This is a genomic window from Pseudocitrobacter vendiensis (genome assembly GCF_943590815.1).
Classification (GTDB): Bacteria; Pseudomonadota; Gammaproteobacteria; order Enterobacterales; family Enterobacteriaceae; genus Pseudocitrobacter; species Pseudocitrobacter vendiensis.
Window position 1 is genome coordinate 326,321 of the sequence record NZ_CALSBS010000001.1, and the last position, 17,279, is coordinate 343,599.

At 53.0% G+C, this 17,279-nt stretch carries 17 protein-coding genes; 8 read left to right on the forward strand and 9 right to left on the reverse strand.

The window, feature by feature from the left end:
* The first annotated feature begins 16 nt into the window (after nucleotides 1-16).
* From gsiB to NMC31_RS01550, 4 genes are all read left to right on the forward strand, one after another.
* Nucleotides 17-1,555: a glutathione ABC transporter substrate-binding protein GsiB gene (gene gsiB, locus NMC31_RS01535; RefSeq protein WP_253896719.1), complete on the forward strand. Its 1,539-nt coding sequence runs from the start codon at nucleotides 17-19 to the stop codon at nucleotides 1,553-1,555.
* Between the two features lie 40 nt (nucleotides 1,556-1,595).
* Nucleotides 1,596-2,516 carry a glutathione ABC transporter permease GsiC gene (gene gsiC / locus NMC31_RS01540; RefSeq protein WP_253896720.1) on the forward strand — a complete coding sequence of 307 codons (921 nt, stop codon included), beginning with the start codon at nucleotides 1,596-1,598 and terminating at the stop codon, nucleotides 2,514-2,516.
* Nucleotides 2,517-3,428, forward strand: a complete 912-nt coding sequence (gene gsiD, locus NMC31_RS01545; RefSeq protein ID WP_253896721.1) for a glutathione ABC transporter permease GsiD — start codon at nucleotides 2,517-2,519, stop codon at nucleotides 3,426-3,428.
* Nucleotides 3,429-3,845: 417 nt separating this feature from the next.
* Entirely contained in the window at nucleotides 3,846-5,081 is a 1,236-nt protein-coding gene (locus tag NMC31_RS01550; RefSeq protein ID WP_149461440.1) for a hypothetical protein, read from the forward strand.
* 130 nt (nucleotides 5,082-5,211) lie between these two features.
* Here NMC31_RS01550 and NMC31_RS01555 read toward each other — a convergent pair whose 3' ends face one another.
* From NMC31_RS01555 to rimO, 4 genes are all read right to left on the reverse strand, one after another.
* Nucleotides 5,212-5,751 (reverse strand): DUF2058 domain-containing protein, encoded by a 540-nt coding sequence (locus NMC31_RS01555; RefSeq protein WP_253896722.1) that lies wholly within the window; start codon nucleotides 5,749-5,751, stop codon nucleotides 5,212-5,214.
* Nucleotides 5,752-5,796: 45 nt separating this feature from the next.
* Nucleotides 5,797-6,279 carry a cold-shock protein gene (locus NMC31_RS01560; protein WP_149461442.1) on the reverse strand — a complete coding sequence of 161 codons (483 nt, stop codon included), beginning with the start codon at nucleotides 6,277-6,279 and terminating at the stop codon, nucleotides 5,797-5,799.
* Between the two features lie 158 nt (nucleotides 6,280-6,437).
* Complete coding sequence (locus NMC31_RS01565) at nucleotides 6,438-6,836, reverse strand: hypothetical protein (protein WP_253896723.1); 399 nt, start codon at nucleotides 6,834-6,836, stop codon at nucleotides 6,438-6,440.
* A 179-nt stretch (nucleotides 6,837-7,015) separates the two neighbouring features.
* Nucleotides 7,016-8,323: a 30S ribosomal protein S12 methylthiotransferase RimO gene (gene rimO / locus NMC31_RS01570; protein ID WP_253896724.1), complete on the reverse strand. Its 1,308-nt coding sequence runs from the start codon at nucleotides 8,321-8,323 to the stop codon at nucleotides 7,016-7,018.
* A gap of 228 nt (nucleotides 8,324-8,551) precedes the next feature.
* Here rimO and NMC31_RS01575 point away from each other — a divergent pair, with 228 nt between their 5' ends.
* Nucleotides 8,552-8,935: a biofilm formation regulator BssR gene (locus tag NMC31_RS01575; protein WP_188016803.1), complete on the forward strand. Its 384-nt coding sequence runs from the start codon at nucleotides 8,552-8,554 to the stop codon at nucleotides 8,933-8,935.
* Between the two features lie 107 nt (nucleotides 8,936-9,042).
* Nucleotides 9,043-10,155, forward strand: a complete 1,113-nt coding sequence (locus NMC31_RS01580; RefSeq protein WP_253896725.1) for a PQQ-dependent sugar dehydrogenase — start codon at nucleotides 9,043-9,045, stop codon at nucleotides 10,153-10,155.
* On the opposite strand, the gene NMC31_RS01585 is transcribed toward NMC31_RS01580, so the two are convergent.
* Both NMC31_RS01585 and NMC31_RS01590 read right to left on the reverse strand, forming a co-directional pair.
* Nucleotides 10,152-11,441: an ABC transporter substrate-binding protein gene (locus NMC31_RS01585; RefSeq protein WP_253896726.1), complete on the reverse strand. Its 1,290-nt coding sequence runs from the start codon at nucleotides 11,439-11,441 to the stop codon at nucleotides 10,152-10,154. The two genes, NMC31_RS01580 and NMC31_RS01585, sit on opposite strands and share 4 nt — an antisense overlap.
* Nucleotides 11,442-11,465: 24 nt before the next feature.
* Entirely contained in the window at nucleotides 11,466-12,554 is a 1,089-nt protein-coding gene (locus NMC31_RS01590) for a glycoside hydrolase 5 family protein (protein ID WP_253896727.1), read from the reverse strand.
* A 142-nt stretch (nucleotides 12,555-12,696) separates the two neighbouring features.
* Between NMC31_RS01590 and NMC31_RS01595 the strand changes: the two genes are divergently transcribed.
* On the forward strand, nucleotides 12,697-13,707 hold the full coding sequence (locus NMC31_RS01595) for a LacI family DNA-binding transcriptional regulator (RefSeq protein WP_149461450.1): 1,011 nt from the start codon (nucleotides 12,697-12,699) through the stop codon (nucleotides 13,705-13,707).
* Nucleotides 13,708-13,713: 6 nt separating this feature from the next.
* Here the strand turns inward: NMC31_RS01595 and NMC31_RS01600 are convergent, their stop codons facing one another.
* Nucleotides 13,714-14,340 carry a glutathione S-transferase family protein gene (locus NMC31_RS01600; RefSeq protein ID WP_253896728.1) on the reverse strand — a complete coding sequence of 209 codons (627 nt, stop codon included), beginning with the start codon at nucleotides 14,338-14,340 and terminating at the stop codon, nucleotides 13,714-13,716.
* A gap of 240 nt (nucleotides 14,341-14,580) precedes the next feature.
* Here NMC31_RS01600 and dacC point away from each other — a divergent pair, with 240 nt between their 5' ends.
* On the forward strand, nucleotides 14,581-15,783 hold the full coding sequence (gene dacC, locus NMC31_RS01605) for a serine-type D-Ala-D-Ala carboxypeptidase (protein WP_253896819.1): 1,203 nt from the start codon (nucleotides 14,581-14,583) through the stop codon (nucleotides 15,781-15,783).
* 32 nt (nucleotides 15,784-15,815) lie between these two features.
* Here dacC and deoR read toward each other — a convergent pair whose 3' ends face one another.
* Together deoR and ybjG are read right to left on the reverse strand one after the other, a co-directional pair.
* Nucleotides 15,816-16,574: a DNA-binding transcriptional repressor DeoR gene (gene deoR, locus NMC31_RS01610; protein WP_149461452.1), complete on the reverse strand. Its 759-nt coding sequence runs from the start codon at nucleotides 16,572-16,574 to the stop codon at nucleotides 15,816-15,818.
* Between the two features lie 69 nt (nucleotides 16,575-16,643).
* Nucleotides 16,644-17,252: an undecaprenyl-diphosphate phosphatase gene (gene ybjG / locus NMC31_RS01615; protein WP_015965162.1), complete on the reverse strand. Its 609-nt coding sequence runs from the start codon at nucleotides 17,250-17,252 to the stop codon at nucleotides 16,644-16,646.
* Between the last annotated feature and the right edge of the window lie 27 nt (nucleotides 17,253-17,279).

The window sequence follows — 17,279 nt, forward strand, 5'->3', positions numbered from 1 at the left end:
ACTTCAGGAGAACAACATGACACAACGCGTATCAGGTAAATGGCTTCTGGCGCTGGGCGTGGCCTCCGCGCTGGCCGCGTCCCCGGCGTTTGCCGCCAAAGATGTGGTGGTGGCGGTCGGCTCGAACTTCACCACGCTCGATCCGTATGACGCCAACGACACCCTGTCGCAGGCGGTAGCGAAGTCGTTCTATCAGGGGCTGTTTGGCCTTGATAAAGAGATGAAATTGCAGAACGTGCTGGCGGAAAGCTACACGGTGTCTGATGATGGGCTGACCTATACCCTCAAACTACGTGAAGGCGTGAAGTTTCAGGATGGCACCGATTTCAACGCCGAAGCGGTGAAAGCCAACCTCGACCGCGCCAGCAATCCGGAAAATCATCTCAAACGTTATAATCTGTATAAAAATATCGCCAAAACCGAGGCGGTGGATGCCGGTACCGTCAAAATTATCCTGAAACAGCCGTTCTCGGCGTTTATTAATATCCTTGCTCACCCGGCGACGGCGATGATCTCCCCGGCGGCGCTGAAAAAATACGGCGATGAAATTGGATTCCACCCGGTGGGAACCGGGCCGTATACGCTCGAAACCTGGAATCAGACCGATTTTGTGAAGGTGAAGAAGTTTGACGGTTACTGGCAAAAGGGGCTGCCGAAGCTGGATACCATCACCTGGCGTCCGGTTGTTGACAACAATACCCGTGCGGCGATGCTGCAAACGGGGGAAGCGCAGTTTGCCTTCCCGATCCCTTACGAACAAGCCCCGTTACTGGAAAAGAATAGCAACCTGGAGTTGGTTGCCAGCCCGTCAATCATGCAGCGTTACATCAGCATGAACGTGACGCAAAAGCCGTTCGATAATCCAAAAGTACGTGAAGCCATTAACTACGCGATCAACCGGCAGGCGCTGGTGAAGGTGGCGTTCGCCGGTTATGCCACCCCTGCGACGGGCATCGTCCCGCCGTCGATTGCCTATGCACAGAGCTACCCTGCGTGGAAGTACGATCCGGCGAAAGCGCGCGAACTGCTGAAAGAGGCGGGCTACCCGAACGGCTTCAGCACCACGCTGTGGTCATCGCATAATCACAGCACCGCGCAGAAAGTGTTGCAGTTTACTCAGCAGCAACTGGCACAGGTGGGCATTAAAGCGCAGGTGACGGCGATGGATGCCGGACAGCGTGCGGCGGAAGTTGAGGGCAAAGGGCAGAAAGAGAGCGGCGTGCGCATGTTCTATACCGGCTGGTCCGCCTCGACGGGTGAAGCGGACTGGGCGCTGTCGCCGCTGTTTGCCTCGCAGAACTGGCCGCCAACCCTGTTTAACACCGCGTTTTACAGCAACCCGCAGGTGGATAAAGACCTGACCGAGGCGCTGAAAACCACCGACACGAAACAGAAAGCCAGCCTCTATAAAGCGGCGCAGGATACGCTCTGGAAAGCGTCGCCGTGGGTGCCGCTGGTGGTTGAGAAACTGGTTTCCGCACACAGCAAAAAACTGACTGGCTTCTATATCATGCCGGATACCGGTTTTAGCTTCGATGAGGCGGATCTGAAGTAAGGTTCTGCCCCCTGCGCGGGGGCTGAACACAAGGAGAGTCATGCTCAACTATGTCATTAAACGCCTGCTGGGGCTTATCCCGACGCTGCTGATTGTGGCGGTGCTGGTGTTTCTGTTTGTTCATATGCTACCGGGCGACCCGGCGCGCCTGATTGCCGGGCCGGAGGCCGACGCTGAGGTTATCGCGCTGGTGCGCCAGCAACTGGGCCTCGATCAGCCGCTATACGTGCAGTTCTGGCACTATATTACCAACGCGATTCAGGGCGATTTCGGCCTGTCGATGGTTTCGCGTCGCCCGGTGTCAGAAGAGATCGCCAGCCGTTTTATGCCCACACTGTGGCTGACGCTTGCCAGCATGGTCTGGGCGGTAATTTTCGGTATGGCGATGGGGATTGTCGCCGCCGTCTGGCGTAACCGCTGGCCCGACCGCCTTGGCATGGCGATTGCCGTTACCGGGATTTCCTTCCCGGCTTTTGCGCTGGGCATGCTGCTGATGCAGATTTTCTCCGTCGAACTCGGCTGGCTGCCCACGGTGGGCGCGGATAGCTGGAAGCACTACATTTTGCCATCGCTGACGCTGGGCGCGGCGGTGGCCGCCGTCATGGCGCGCTTCACCCGCGCATCGTTTGTTGATGTGCTTAACGAAGACTATATGCGCACCGCTCGGGCGAAAGGCGTCAGCGAGCGGTTGGTGGTGCTCAAGCACGGCCTGCGCAACGCGATGATCCCGGTCGTCACCATGATGGGCTTACAGTTTGGCTTCCTGCTGGGCGGCTCGATTGTGGTGGAGAAAGTGTTCAACTGGCCGGGGCTGGGCCGTTTACTGGTCGACTCGGTCGAGATGCGCGATTATCCGGTGATTCAGGCGGAAGTGTTGCTTTTTTCGCTGGAGTTTATTCTTATCAACTTAGTGGTGGATGTGCTCTACGCCGCCATTAACCCGGCTATCAGGTATAAATAAGTGCGACTACTCAACTGGCGACGCCAGGCCGCTCTCAATGCGATGCCGACGATTCACAGTACGCAACCGCGCACGCCATGGCGCGAGTTCTGGCGTCGATTCCGTCATCAGCCAGTGGCGATGGCGGCAGGGATATTTATTCTGCTGCTGATTGCGGTCGCGCTGGTCGCGCCGTGGATTGCGCCATTCGATGCTGAAAACTATTTCGACTATGACAGGCTCAATGAGGGTCCGTCATTAATACATTGGTTTGGCGTCGATTCGCTGGGGCGCGACATCTTCAGCCGCGTGCTGGTGGGGGCGCAAATCTCGCTGGCGGCAGGCGTCTTTGCCGTACTGATTGGGGCGGCGATCGGCACGGTGCTTGGGCTGTTGGCGGGATACTACGAAGGCTGGTGGGATCGCATCATTATGCGCATCTGCGATGTGCTGTTCGCCTTTCCGGGGATCTTGCTGGCGATTGCCGTGGTGGCGGTGATGGGGAGCGGCATGACCAACGTGATTATCGCTGTCGCGATTTTCTCGGTGCCCGCCTTCGCGCGCCTGGTGCGCGGTAATACGCTGGTGCTCAAGCAGCAAACCTTTATTGAATCGGCGCGCAGCATTGGCGCGAACGATCTCACGATTATTTTCCATCATGTTTTGCCAGGAACGGTGTCGTCGATAGTGGTCTATTTCACCATGCGAATCGGGGTGTCAATTATCTCGGCGGCGAGTCTCTCTTTCCTCGGGCTGGGCGCACAACCGCCGACACCGGAGTGGGGCGCCATGCTCAACGAAGCGCGCGCGGATATGGTGATGTCGCCGCACGTCGCGCTCTTTCCTGCAATTGCGATATTCCTGACGGTACTGGCGTTTAACCTGCTGGGTGACGGGCTGCGTGATGCGCTTGATCCGAAAATTAAAGGCTAGAAGTCTGTTGGCGTGTTTAATCGTTAATTAAAACACGCCAACAGTATGAAACTATATTCTAACTGGATAATGTCCTTAGGGGATAATTTTAGGGGTTAAATTATCCTGATGCATATATTTACTTGTGGTTAGTTATTTATTTGCATATATCTGGATTGATCTAAATTAATGTTTGTGAGGATGGTGTTGTAATTCGCATTTTTTGCCAAAGCAATAAGTGCATATAAATGTTTATAAAAACCAAATTGTATGTATCTATATTTTATTGTTACAGAATATAGAGCATTATTTGTCTAATTTTGAGCACGTTTCGCAAATATTTCCTCGTCTCGCTAAGCCACCATTATATCAAGACTAAGTATTATCTGAATTTTGATGTCGCTAAGCGGCTTTTACGTTGAAAAAAGGAAGTACAAAATGAAACGTTCAACACTCGCTCTATTCATTTCCTGCGCAATGTTTTCCACGGCGAGCTTTGCTACGCCGGTTCAATTAGCTTCGGTAAAAAATCTCTCTACCGACACTGAAGTCAATGGTTTCCAGAGCTCTTTGTTTTATAGCGATACTGGCACGGTGAACGGTTTTGATCTGCCTATTCTCGGCTATACGGAAATGGACCAGGTTAACGGTTTCCAGCTTGGTGCCGCGGCGGGTTCTCATGTACGTAACGGCGTCAACGGGGCGGCGATTGGCTTATTCAACTGGCACGGTGGTGAAGACAACGGCCTGAACATCAGCCTGGCAAACCAGGTTGGCGTAATGAACGGTGCCAGCGTCGGTATTTACAGTGCCGCTGACGAACTTAACGGCCTGAATATCGGTGCAGCGAACGCCGTCGGTAACCTGAATGGCACGGGTGATATTAACGGTATGAACGTTGCGGGCCTGGGTAACTATAATAAAGGCCGGATGTACGGCCTGAATGTTGCCGGTCTGGGTAACTATACCGAAGGTACTATGCGCGGCATGAACGTTGCTGGTATTGGTAACTATATTGGCGGTGACATGAAAGGTTTCAACGTCAGCCCGTTCAGCTGGGTTGAAAAAGATATTACCGGCGCCAACGTTACCCTTGCTAACCATAGCCGGAATGTCGAGGGCCTGAACGTTGGTGGTATCGCGAACTGGAGCGAAGGCGATATTAAAGGTATGAACGTGGCCGTCGTGAACGTTTCCGAAAATATGACCGGCCTGAACGTTGCGCCATTTAACAAATCAAAAGAGACGGTCGGTGCGAATATTTCCGCCTTCAACTGGTCTGAAAACACCACCGGTTTTAATATGGCGGCGTTTAACCGCACTAACGATATGACCGGTTTCAACCTGGGTGCTTTCAACGTAGCGAATAATGTCACCGGTATGAATCTGGGCGCGGTGAACTTCAACGGCGGGAATGTTGAGGGTCTGAACATGGGGGCGGTGAACGTAACGTCTGAAAATGTTACCGGTTCAAACATTGGGGCCATCAACGTGACGTCTGGCAGCAGCTCCAGCGACTTTGGTGCCTTTAACTATGCCGATACCACCAACTTCCAGTTTGGCCTGATTAACGCCACTAAACACCTGGAAGGTTTGCAGATTGGTGTGATCAACGTTGCGATGAACGCCACGGTGCCGGTGTTACCCCTGGTTAACTTCCACCGCTCATTCTGATTCGGTGCCTGAGTGCCTGATGCGCTTCGCTTATCAGGCCTACAAGGTTTAGCAAAATTTTTTAGGCCGGATAAGGCGTTTACGCCGCATCCGGCAGGAAAGCCCGAGAGGGCTTTCTTTTACTGCAGAATTACCACATCAAATCATCCGGTACTTTAAAATCAGCGTACGGATCGTCTTCATCCTGCTCTTCCTGACTCAATGCGCTGTTTAATACAATGCTGTCCGCATCACGCTGGGCAATTTTATCTGCCACACTCGCCGGGATAATCGCGTATTGCGCATCGCCATTCGCATCGATCAGCAAACGGGCGATCGCGAGACGGCCATTTATCAGCTGGGTCTGTGTCACTTTATCGACAACGACTTTCTTGATGAGGTTATTGTCGGTAAAGTTAAAATCGATATTGCCTTTGCTGATGGTGATACGGTTCATTTCAATCAGCTGTTTAACCTGCGCCTTCATCTCTTTTGATAAAACGGCCTGTTTTTGCTGCTCGCTCAGTTGCTTATCGCGCTCAAGCTGCGCTTTTTTGTTTTCCTCGACCGCTTCGCGCGCCTCACGCGCCTGCACGCGTGATTTCTTTGCCGTTCTCTGGACTTTGGCCATTTTTTTGCTGGTCACTAAGCCCGCTTTGAGCATCTGCTCTTGTAAGGTAAGTTTTGTCATCTTGCTTGTCAGTCCGTTAAGAGGGTCAGGGTGAAAACGTCAGGCTTACACCTTAAGCATTTTCACCGTGGCATCGATATCAATTTCGTCTTCCGAGAAGATGTGCGTGGTCCCCTGGAAGGTGGTGATAGCCAGTTTTTTCAGCGTGCGCGTTTCACCGGGTTTGGCCTCATTTTTGGGCCGAATGCTGTTCATCAGCACGCCAACAGAAAGCACTGCGTTCTCTTTGTCGATACGCGTATCGGCAGGCACATCTTCGCTGAACACCACATAAGACTTAATCGAGGTAAGCTTCAGGCGCTCGCCCGCAATGTAGATATATTTGCTTTCCGGCAGCACTTTGACCGCATACGCCGAGAGCCCTTTGTTGTTGGTGGTGGGCTCAAAGGTTACGGCTGCATCTTTCTTGATAAGATCAGGATTGGCGACCTTGATCACATGAAAATAGCGATTGTCGCCGTTCTCATCTTTGATAAATCCAAAACCTTTATCTTTAAACCACGTTGTGATTGTTCCGTTCATCGCCATTACCGCCTGATTGTTTATCTACTCAGTTTTGCAGCGCGCAGTTTAATGCACAATGCCTGCGCAGACCATGCCTTTGACTTAAGTTTGGGTGAGAAAGTGTGGGTTTGCGAGGGCGTGGGAGTCGTCAGACTCTCTGCGCTGTGCAAGCGAAGACGTGACTAGGGCGCACAGTTCACGCCTGCAATGACGCGCTGCTGGTCATCGGCCTGAATGGTCAATTGGATAGTGGCCATTTTATTGTTCTCTTTAATGCTGACGAGTTCCATCCGTGCCGCTCCTGTATCGATAAGACCTGTGCGCATTTGCATCTTAGAATCTTCTGTCCACTCTTCATTACGTACTGGAGTTGTCTGGAAATCAAAATCATTTCCGTTAATGCTCACAGAAAGGATATTACCTTGTTCCTGATAAACCAAAGGATATTTAGCCTTACCGCCATTGATAAACTCGCCGGTGCTGATTTTTGTATCTTTAATGATGACGCCATTACATTGGTCAGCTATAGCAATACCCGAGGAAAATAGTGAAATGAGAATGATAGATAATAATTTTTTCATGGTTAGGAGGCCAATTTAATAAATGCGGATAAGTAATGCCTTATCTTTATTGGAAATTATAGTCCCCTGATATTTATTTTGGTAAAAAAAAGAGAGAATTGACGCAATGGCAGCGCTGAGATTCCTTTCTCATGATAACTCATCCAGAGTCAACGCTGCCCGATTTACAGAGCGAGGTCTTAAACCCGGCTACCCCACAGGTCGTACTCGTCGGCGTTATCCACTTTCACGCGGATAATGTCGCCCGGCTTGACGTTGGTTTCGCCATTCAGATACACCGCGCCGTCGATTTCCGGGGCGTCGGCCATGCTGCGGCCAATCGCGCCTTCTTCATCCACTTCGTCGATGATGACCATCACTTCACGGCCGACTTTCTCCTGCAATCGCTCGGCGGAGATCTGCTGCTGCAGCTGCATGAAGCGGTTCCAGCGATCTTCTTTCACGTCGTCAGGTACCTGATCCGGCAGATCGTTGGCGCTGGCGCCTTCAACCGGGCTGTACTGGAAACATCCGACGCGATCGAGACGCGCTTCTTTCAGGAAATCGAGCAGCATCTGGAAATCTTCTTCCGTTTCGCCCGGGAAGCCGACAATAAAGGTCGATCGCAGGGTCAAATCAGGGCAGATTTCACGCCACTGTTTGATGCGTGCCAGCTGACGGTCAACGGAGCCAGGGCGTTTCATCAGTTTCAGAATACGCGGGCTGGCATGCTGCATCGGGATGTCGAGGTAGGGCAGAATTTTGCCTTCAGCCATCAGCGGAATCACGTCATCGACATGCGGATACGGATACACGTAGTGCAGACGCACCCAGACGCCCAGTTTTGCCAGCTCTTCACACAGGCTAACCATGCTGGTTTTGACCGGGGAACCGTTATGGAAACCGGTGCGGTGTTTCACATCGACGCCGTATGCGGAGGTATCCTGAGAGATAACCTGCAGCTCTTTTACGCCTGCGTCGGCCAGACGTTTCGCTTCAGAGAGCACATCGCCAATCGGGCGGCTGTCGAGGTCGCCACGCATGGACGGAATGATGCAGAAGGTGCAGCGGTGGTTACAGCCTTCGGAAATTTTTAAATAGGCGTAATGACGCGGCGTCAGCTTCACACCCTGTTCCGGCACCAGGCTGGTAAACGGGTTGTGCTGCGGCTTCGGCGCATAGTGATGGACGTGCTCCAGCACCTGCTCGTAGCTGTGTGGGCCGGTAATCTCCAGCACTTTAGGATGCACTTCGCGAATTTGATCTTCTTTGGCACCCAGGCAGCCGGTGACGATCACCTTGCCATTTTCTTTCAAGGCTTCGCCAATCGCTTCCAGGGATTCCTGGACGGCGCTGTCGATAAAACCGCAGGTGTTGACGATAACCATATCGGCATCATCGTAGCTCGGGACCACGTCGTAACCTTCAGTACGCAGCTCCGTTAGAATACGTTCGGAGTCCACCAGGTTTTTCGGGCAGCCCAACGATACAAAACCAATTTTGCTCATTTTATATACTATTCATTGCTCGGAATCGGGAGATTATACATACGGCGCGCCATGACAGCCAGATACGTCAATCACCATTTTTCAGGCCCGGAGTGGAAGATTACCGGCAGTGTAGAAAAAGTGTTTCCGGCGCGTTTCAGTTGTTGAATTATTGACCTTACGCATCGTTCTGTACGAAAAATGACCTTATAATAAATATGCCAAATGGATGAGGAGGGAGGAAATCACATGAGTGGAATGACGCTGAAACGCAACATGATGAATAAAATCATCAATGCGCGCATCGATCTCGACGCTTACCTGCAACTCAGAAAAGCGAAGGGATACATGTCGATCAGCGATAACGAGCATCTGCGTACTAACTTGTTTGATTTATGTGGTGAATTGCGTAGCAAAGCACCACAGCTGATACAGTCCGCAACGCCGAAAGAAAGGGATGCTTTGCGGCAGGCAGGCGAAGCAATCGCTTCTGCGGCTGTGTGTTTGATGACCGGGCACCATGACTGCCCGACCTCTATCGCCGTTAACGTGGAATCGCTCGAACGCTGTCTGACGACGTTGAGTGAAAGCATTTATAGCATGAATGCCCACATCGACCCTCTGCACGCCTGACCTCAGGGGGAGTTAGCTCCCCCTGTTAAAGGTTTTGTAAAATCTCCCGCATAATCAATGACGTTGTCTAACCTTAAGCCAATCAATGATGGCTACCGGAGTGGGCTATGCGTCGTACTTTTCTTACTTTGACCTTAAGTTCTCTGCTGTATGTCGCTTCCGCTCAATCGGCGGAGGTTAATGTTCAGGTGTTGCAGGATAAGCTTGAGCACCCCTGGTCGCTGGCTTTTCTGCCGGATGGTCACGGCATGCTGATTACGCTTCGTGGCGGCGAACTGCGTCACTGGCAGCAAGGAAAAGGGCTCTCAGCACCCATTTCGGGCGTGCCGAAGGTATGGGCAAACGGGCAGGGCGGGCTGCTGGATGTCGCGTTGGCCCCGGATTTTGCCCAGTCGCGCCGCGTGTGGCTGAGCTTTGCGGAAGCGGGTGACGATGGCAAAGCCGGAACGGCAGTCGGTTACGGAAAATTAAGTGCCGATAACCAAACCCTGAGTGATTTCAGCGTGGTGTTCCGACAGATGCCGAAGCTCTCTACCGGTAATCATTTTGGCGGCAGGCTGGTGTTTGATGGCAAAGGGCATCTCTATATTGGCCTCGGTGAAAACAATCAACGCAGCACCGCGCAGGATCTCGATAAACTTCAGGGCAAAGTCGTGCGCCTGACTGAGGAAGGGAAGATACCGGGCGATAACCCGTGGGTGAATAAATCAGGTGTGCGTCCGGAAATCTGGTCTTACGGTATTCGTAACCCGCAGGGGATGGCGATGAATCCGTGGAGCGAGACATTGTGGCTAAATGAGCACGGCCCGCGTGGCGGTGATGAAATCAACATTCCGCAAGCAGGCAAAAACTATGGCTGGCCGCTGGCGACGCACGGCATTAACTACAGTGGGCTGCCAATCCCCGAAGCCAAAGGGGAAACAGCGGCTGGCACCGAGCCACCGCTTTATGTGTGGAAGAAATCTCCGGCGTTGAGCGGTATGGCGTTTTACGATGCGAAGACGTTCCCACAGTGGCAGCACAAACTGTTTATCGGCGCGTTGAAGGATGAATCGGTGATTGTGATGCAGGTGGATGGCGATAAAGTGACGGAAGAGATGCGCATTCTCGGCGAGCGCAAACAGCGCATCCGCGATGTACGCGTCGGACTCGACGGTTATCTGTATGTCTTAACCGATGAGTCCGACGGCGAGTTGCTGAAAATCAGTCCTAAAAATTAACGCATAATGCGACGTAAAATACGGTTCGCCTGCTCTTCGAAGGTGGTTGCAGCTTCGTCGATAGAGGCTTTACCGTGGTCGATGCTTTCTCTGGCGGCGGTGAACAGTGCGCCAAATTGCGGATCTTCCAGATACGGCATGGCTGTCGATTTGTTTGGCATTGACTTCGACTGAATCAGCCCGGCAATCACCGGGTCTTCATCTTTCAGGATGCCAGCATCGCGGAGGATTTTTTCTCCGTCATGGCTCAGCGGTGCGCCGCGTTCAAGTCCGACCGGGAGAACACCTTCAGGTTCACTCATCAGGAAGTGCAACAGTAGAGCCGCTTCCTGCGGATGTTTGGTGTTGCGGCTGATGGAGTACATCAGCGCGGTTTTACTAAACTGCCCGGCATCTTTTGCGTCTTTATGCATCGGATAGGGGCCCATCACCAGGTCTGACGGGTTTTTCAGGTTCTGCGATTCTGCGGTGTACAATACGTTCCAGTTATAAACGCCGCCCCATTCGCCGTTGATCCACGGCTTCATTTCGTAATTCACGCCTTTACCAAACGAGGCCATCGCTTTGGTGTCCGGGATAACGTGGTTATCCGCCAGCTTGCGGTAGAAGGTTAACGCCTCGACCAGTTCCTCATGTGACCAGGCGATCTTCTTCGTTTTCTCGTCGATCATCTCTTTCTGGTTCTTCTGGTACATATAAGAACGCAGCATCAGCAAAGCATCCTGCTCGGAGAGGATCAGCGGATAATAGTTATCGCCCAGTTTCTGTTTAAATACCGGGCCAGTCGCCAGCAATTCATCCCAGGTTTTTGGGAACTCGACGCCCGCTTTTTTCCATGTAGCGGCGTTGTAGAAGAACAACATGACGTTGGACGAAATAGGAATGGCGTTGATTTTGCCATTTACGGTGGTCGTTGCCAGCGCTTCAGGCGGGTATTGATCCAGACCCAGCGGTTGACTCAGTTTGTTGAGATCGTAAAAACCATCGCCTTTTTTCGACAGCAGCGTCAGCCAGTTCCAGTTGGTCTGGATAACATCGGCTTCGGTGTTGCTGTTCATCTGCGTGGTCAGGCGAGGATAAAAACCGTCCCAGCCGGTATATTCGGCTTTCACCTTAATGTTCGGATATTTCGCCTGGAAAGCTTCCAGCGCTTTCATGGTCGCCTGGTTACGGGCTTTACCGCCCCACCAGGCAAAACGCAGTTCGACCTGATCGGCGCTGTGCGCAAGGATTGGCATCGCGCTGAACGCGCAGCAGGCCAACATCAATAGAACTGATTTTTTCATTGAAGAATTCCTCCGTGTAAAAGATCAGCGGCTTTCTCTGCGCTGTTGATGGTAGGCAGATAACGCTTTTACCAGTGTCATTTCCTGTTGGCACCACGGTTTACCGTCGGCGTGAAGCACATCGTGGAACCACAGCGACTGCGGATCTGGATGCGTTTTTTGCACGCCCGGCCAGGGGATCCAGGTTTGGGTTTTTCCGGCGACCAGCCCCCAGTGGTAGCAGCCCGTTTCGAAGGCGCTGAACAGTGGAAGTTGTTCACTGAAGTTGCAATCGACATGGCGGGCAAGCCATTCGGTGCACAGTACCGGACGGTTGCGCTGGGCCAGTTTTGCCAGAATGTCCAGTTGACGGGCGGCGGTATTGTAGTTGTGGTAGCTGACGATATCAGACAGCGCCAGCGCGGTGGCATCAATGGGATGTTCAAACGTGTCGTATTCATCGTGATCCACATGCCATGCGCCAACGGTCAGCGGCTGGCTCGGGCGGATGTCATGCGCCCAACTGAATACGGAGACCATGAGTGTTAACGCGAACTCTTCCAGCGCTTCATCTACTTCGCCAGATTCGCCGGGGCCGCTAAATACGCCTCGGTTGCCGGGTTCATTGTAGAGATCCCAGATAGCCACGCGGTCATCATTTTTAAAGCGGGTTAAGATGTCGCGCACATAGGCTTCGACACGTGGCCAGAGGCTTGGGCTCATCACGATAGCGCGCCCCGGGCTGGCTGCCGCCTGACTGTTATGCAGGTTCGGTACTGGCTCTTTTTGCGGGCCAAGATAGGGTTCGTCGCCGGAGAAACCACAATCATCCATCAGGGTCAGCATCACCTGGATTTTATGTTTTGCGGCAAGTGTCAGAAAGGTGTCGATACGCGACAAAAGACCATCGCGGTCGTCTTCCCAGACAATGAACGGCAGGTTGGTACGCAGGGCGTTATAGCCATAATTGTGCGCCCACTCCAGCTCCTGATCGATAGTGTGGGCGTCGAAGGTATCGGCCTGCCACATTTCCGTCCAGTTCACCGCCGTGCGCGGTAAATAGTTAAATCCACAGGCCCATCCATGATTCTTGTACCACTCCTGCGCCTGTGACTTACTCCACTGAGATTGCATGAGTCTTCTCCATTGGTAATAATATTAGCTAATATTTATTACCTGCGTGACTCACGCAATAAAATTCCTGGCATTTTGCCGTTTTGTTCACAAAAAAGTCGTAGATGTTTTGTGCTATAGTCGGCAGCGATAAGGAGCCGAAATGCAAAAGAAAAATAAGATAACCATGAGCGATATAGCCAGAGAAGCGGGGGTGTCGCAGGCCACCGTATCGCTGGTGCTGAACAATAGTCGGGCGGTGCGTTTGAGCGACGATACGCGTGAGCGTGTTTTCATTGCGGCGCAAAAGCTGGGTTATAAGAAAATCGCCGTGGCGCACCGCCAGGAAGGGCAGGAAGAGATTGCATTGCTGTTGTGCGGAATGGACGGTTACGATCCCTTTATTGATGCGCTGAGTGAGGCCAGCGGTACGGCCTGGCAGCGGGATACGTTGCTGACAGTATATGACTATGGCGATGATTTTGAGATGGCCCGGCAAATCATCCAACAGCTGGCGGGGCGTAAATGCGCGGGCGTGATTCTGGCGAGCCCAACGACACGAGCGTTCGATTTTTCTCCGTTTGAGCCGCTGCTTAATGTCCCGGTGGTATTACTGAATCAGTACGACCCTGCGCGGCCACTGCTGCCTACCTTTTTGCCAGACGACCGCGCGAATGCCTGCCAGATAGTAAATCATCTGCTGGAGCAAGGCGTGACGCGTATCGCACACATTACCGGGGATGAATGGATGGACGCCAGCGTCCTGCGCCTGGAAGGCTATCGACAGACGCTTGAGCAGGCGGGGATAGCCATTGATGACGCGTTAATCAAGCCGACAGACTGGTCGTTGAATGCCACCTTCAACGCCACGCTGGAATTAATGAAATTACCGCAGCCACCGCAGGCTATTTTCTGCGCCAGCGACTGGATGACGCTCGGCTGCTACCAGGCGCTGGCGACGCTGAATATTAAGGTGCCGGATGACATTCTGGTGTGCGGCTACGACGATCAGCGGATTGCGCATCAGCTTACGCCGAGGCTCACCAGCGTACAGTTAGCTTACAGCGAGCTGGGCCGAATGGCGGTAGCTTACTTATGCGACGGTGATGATGTTGCCACTCACGTCCGGCTGGTGGGGAAATTACAGGTACGCGGCAGCAGCCAGCGTACCTGAGGGGCATCAGGTGACGGGGATCATCACCACATTCTTGAAGGCCGGGCGATCTGCAAGCTGCTGATACCAGCGCGTCAGATTCGGATACGGCTGCCAGGTTTTTACCGTTTCCAGCAGGTTGTAAACGAACGGTGCAACAGCGATATCGCCGGGGCCAAAGTCGTCACCGGATAACCAGCGATGCTTCGCCAGTTCGGCGTCAAGCATCGCCAGCAACGGTTCACACTGGGTGATGGCTTTTTCAATCGCCGCGTGATCGCGTTTTTCCGGCGGCGTTCTGACCAGCCCCATCAGGATCAGGCGGTGGCTGGGGGAGAGCGTATCATTGGCCCAGTCCATCCACTTCTCGCCCTGTGCGCGCTTCACGGGTGATTCCTGCCACAGACGACTCTGACCGTACTGGGCTATCAGATAACGCACGATAGTATTTGACTCCCACAGCACAATACCCGCCTCGTCATCTTTCAACAGCGGCACCAGACCATTGGGATTGAGTGCCAGGAATTCGGCATCGTGGTTCAAACCAAATTCCATGCCCGCCATAATCTGCTGATAAGGTAATTCCAGTTCCTCCAGCGTCCAGCGGACCTTTTTCACGTTCGTTGAGTTATTGCGTCCCCACAGCGTAATCATAATCACCCCAATGTTTCGTATCAGTACGTATCAGCATGGTGATTCAATCCTGAGCATTAGGCAATCTCGATCAAAAAATTGTTCAGGATTTTCGCACATCAGGGGGATCTTGCGTAAACTTAACAAACTTTACCAACTCACTGTTTCATTGAGAGAGTTTATACGTTATTACTCACCGCCTGGTGCAGCACGGTAACGGTAGTGGCGTGTTTTTTTGGAATGGATACTTGGGTGGCTTTTATGACGCGTGATGCTTTTTCCCTTCGAGGCCTGGTGACGGGCTCTGCTCTTTTACTTCTTGTCGCACCTGCTGTGCAGGCGGCGGAACAACTTCCTGATGCGCCGTCGATTGACGCACGTGCGTGGATCCTGATGGATTACTCCAGCGGTAAAGTGTTAACCGAAGGGAATGCGGACGAAAAACTGGACCCGGCCAGCCTGACCAAAATCATGACCAGCTACGTGGTGGGCCAGGCGCTGAAAGCGGGGAAAATTAAGCCGACCGATATGGTCACCATCGGAAAAGATGCATGGGCGACAGGTAACCCGGCACTGCGTGGCTCTTCCGTCATGTTCCTGAAGCCAGGCGAACAGGTTTCCGTTGAGAACCTGAATAAAGGTGTGATTATCCAGTCCGGTAACGACGCCAGTATCGCCATTGCGGATTATGTCGCAGGCAGCCAGGACTCCTTCGTGAGCCTGATGAACGGCTATGCACAGAAAATTGGCCTCACCAATACCACCTTCAAAACCGTCCACGGCCTCGATGCGCCGGGGCAGTTCAGTACTGCGCGCGACATGGCCTTGTTGACCAAAGCCATGATCCACGATGTGCCGGAAGAGTACGCGATTCACAAAGAGAAAGAGTTCACCTTTAACAATATTCGTCAGCCAAACCGTAACCGTCTGTTGTGGAGCTCAAGCCTGAACGTCGACGGCGTGAAAACGGGCACCACCGCAGGGGCGGGCTATAACCTGGTGGCGTCTGCCAGTCAGGGCGAAATGCGTCTGATTTCCGTGGTACTCGGCACCAAAACGGACCGTATCCGCTTTGGCGAATCAGAAAAACTGTTGACCTGGGGCTTCCGCTTCTTCGAAACCGTGACGCCGATTAAACCGGACGCCACCTTTGTGACGCAGCGCGTCTGGTTCGGCAATACCAGCGAAGCGAAGCTGGGTGCAGGCGAAGCGGGCTCAATTACTATACCGAAAGGGCAACTGAAAAACCTGAAGGCCAGTTACTCACTGACACAACCGCAGCTCACCGCGCCGCTCAAGAAGGGCCAGGTTGTTGGGACTATCGACTTTAAACTGAATGATAAAACTATTGAACAGCGTCCGCTGATCGTGATGGAAGCCGTGGAAGAGGGCGGGTTCTTTAACCGGATGCTCGATTTCGTGCTGATGAAATTCCACGAATGGTTTGGTAGCTGGTTCTCTTAATTGACGATAACAGGCCGCGCCAGCTGGCGCGGTCAGTAAAGTAAGGATATCTGCGTTTTTTTCGCCAGCGCGACAATATCATCATCCGGGCGAATATCACTGGCAATTACATCAAACTTCTCCAGCGCGCCCATTCTTGCCGGGCGTACCTTACCAAATTTACTGTGATCCGCCACCAGCACGTGGTAGCGCGCCTGACGCATCGCCCAGTGTTTTACGGGTAACTCTTCAAGATTAAAGCAGGTTGCGCCCTGAATAATGTCGATGCCAGCCGCCGAATAAAAGGCGATATCCGGGCAGAGATGGGCCAGCGTGTCGTGTTCGCTCAGCGGTTTAAAGATGGCGTTGCTGGCATGAAACTCGCCCCCGCAGAGGATAACTTTGCAGTTGGGTTTTTCCTGTAACGCCAGGAAGGTGTTCAGCGAATAGCAAACCCCGGTAAAAGGCAGCTCATTATCAATAGCGTCAATGATCCACGGTGTCGTCGTACCGCAGTCAAAAAAGGCCATCTGGTGTGCTTTCAACAACTGCGCAGCATGCTGAGCCGCACGCTTCTTTTCGTCCACCAGGCGTGTTTTTTGATCGCTTAAGAGATAATGCGAGGCGCTACGCGGTTCGAGGACGATGTAGCCGCCGAGTAGCACCACTGGCCCGCTCTGGCTATTCAGGTCACGGCGAACCGTCATTTCTGAAACGCCCAACAGCGCTGCGGCTTCTTTAAGGTGCAGTTTATCGCTGCGTTTTAATGCCTGAATGAGTTGACCAATCCGCTCGTCGCGTCGTGTTTCCATGTTTCCTCTGCCGGGCCAGCTCCGGCAGGGCGCCGGAGTCAGCCTGTCATATTACCTGTGCCTGACGGCTTAGTCACGCACCCAACCCTTGCGAATGGGAAGGGAGAAAAGCATACGGTAGAGTGATTGCAGGCGTTGATAGACCTGAGAGCCAAAGCGATGCCAGAGCATTTGTGAGGTCAGGCAGCCAATCAGGCCGCTCAGGAAACCGCCGAGCATATCGATAGGCCAGTGCACGCCAAGATAAACCCGTGACCAGGCGATCGCGCAGGCAATAACCATTAATATCGCGCCGGACCACAAACGGTGCCAGAACAGGAAGGCGAGGGCAAAGGTGAAAATCACCGTACCGTGATCGCTTGGGAAGGAGTCGTCTGCGGCATGCGGCAGGAAGTTGTAGCCTACGCCATCAACAAAGGGACGATCGTGCGGGAAAAGATGGCCCACAACCCATGAAAGCGTCAGGGCGACGACTATTGCCAGCGCGGTTTTAACCACCAGTTGACGCTGGGCGCAAACCTGTTGTTTCGGCCCCCAAAGCCAGAGCGCAGCCGCCAGGAAGGGAACGATAGAGATAAGGTCGCGGGCGATAAAGGTCGCCAGAGTGATTAACCACTGTGCCGAAGCGGGGGTGGCATTCAACAGCGCGAAGAGTTGGTGGTTCAGGATTTCCAGCATAATATCCAGACTTTTATGACAGATTAA

What these genes read in the sequence shown, in the direction of transcription:
- gsiB (WP_253896719.1), top strand. Translation starts at nt 17, where the DNA reads ATGACACAACGCGTATCAGGTAAATGGCTTCTGGCGCTGGGCGTGGCC.
- gsiC (WP_253896720.1), top strand. Translation starts at nt 1,596, where the DNA reads ATGCTCAACTATGTCATTAAACGCCTGCTGGGGCTTATCCCGACGCTG.
- NMC31_RS01550 (WP_149461440.1), top strand. Translation starts at nt 3,846, where the DNA reads ATGAAACGTTCAACACTCGCTCTATTCATTTCCTGCGCAATGTTTTCC.
- NMC31_RS01555 (WP_253896722.1), bottom strand. Translation starts at nt 5,751, where the DNA reads ATGACAAAACTTACCTTACAAGAGCAGATGCTCAAAGCGGGCTTAGTG.
- NMC31_RS01560 (WP_149461442.1), bottom strand. Translation starts at nt 6,279, where the DNA reads ATGGCGATGAACGGAACAATCACAACGTGGTTTAAAGATAAAGGTTTT.
- NMC31_RS01565 (WP_253896723.1), bottom strand. Translation starts at nt 6,836, where the DNA reads ATGAAAAAATTATTATCTATCATTCTCATTTCACTATTTTCCTCGGGT.
- rimO (WP_253896724.1), bottom strand. Translation starts at nt 8,323, where the DNA reads ATGAGCAAAATTGGTTTTGTATCGTTGGGCTGCCCGAAAAACCTGGTG.
- NMC31_RS01575 (WP_188016803.1), top strand. Translation starts at nt 8,552, where the DNA reads ATGAGTGGAATGACGCTGAAACGCAACATGATGAATAAAATCATCAAT.
- NMC31_RS01580 (WP_253896725.1), top strand. Translation starts at nt 9,043, where the DNA reads ATGCGTCGTACTTTTCTTACTTTGACCTTAAGTTCTCTGCTGTATGTC.
- NMC31_RS01585 (WP_253896726.1), bottom strand. Translation starts at nt 11,441, where the DNA reads ATGAAAAAATCAGTTCTATTGATGTTGGCCTGCTGCGCGTTCAGCGCG.
- NMC31_RS01590 (WP_253896727.1), bottom strand. Translation starts at nt 12,554, where the DNA reads ATGCAATCTCAGTGGAGTAAGTCACAGGCGCAGGAGTGGTACAAGAAT.
- NMC31_RS01595 (WP_149461450.1), top strand. Translation starts at nt 12,697, where the DNA reads ATGCAAAAGAAAAATAAGATAACCATGAGCGATATAGCCAGAGAAGCG.
- NMC31_RS01600 (WP_253896728.1), bottom strand. Translation starts at nt 14,340, where the DNA reads ATGATTACGCTGTGGGGACGCAATAACTCAACGAACGTGAAAAAGGTC.
- dacC (WP_253896819.1), top strand. Translation starts at nt 14,581, where the DNA reads ATGACGCGTGATGCTTTTTCCCTTCGAGGCCTGGTGACGGGCTCTGCT.
- deoR (WP_149461452.1), bottom strand. Translation starts at nt 16,574, where the DNA reads ATGGAAACACGACGCGACGAGCGGATTGGTCAACTCATTCAGGCATTA.
- ybjG (WP_015965162.1), bottom strand. Translation starts at nt 17,252, where the DNA reads ATGCTGGAAATCCTGAACCACCAACTCTTCGCGCTGTTGAATGCCACC.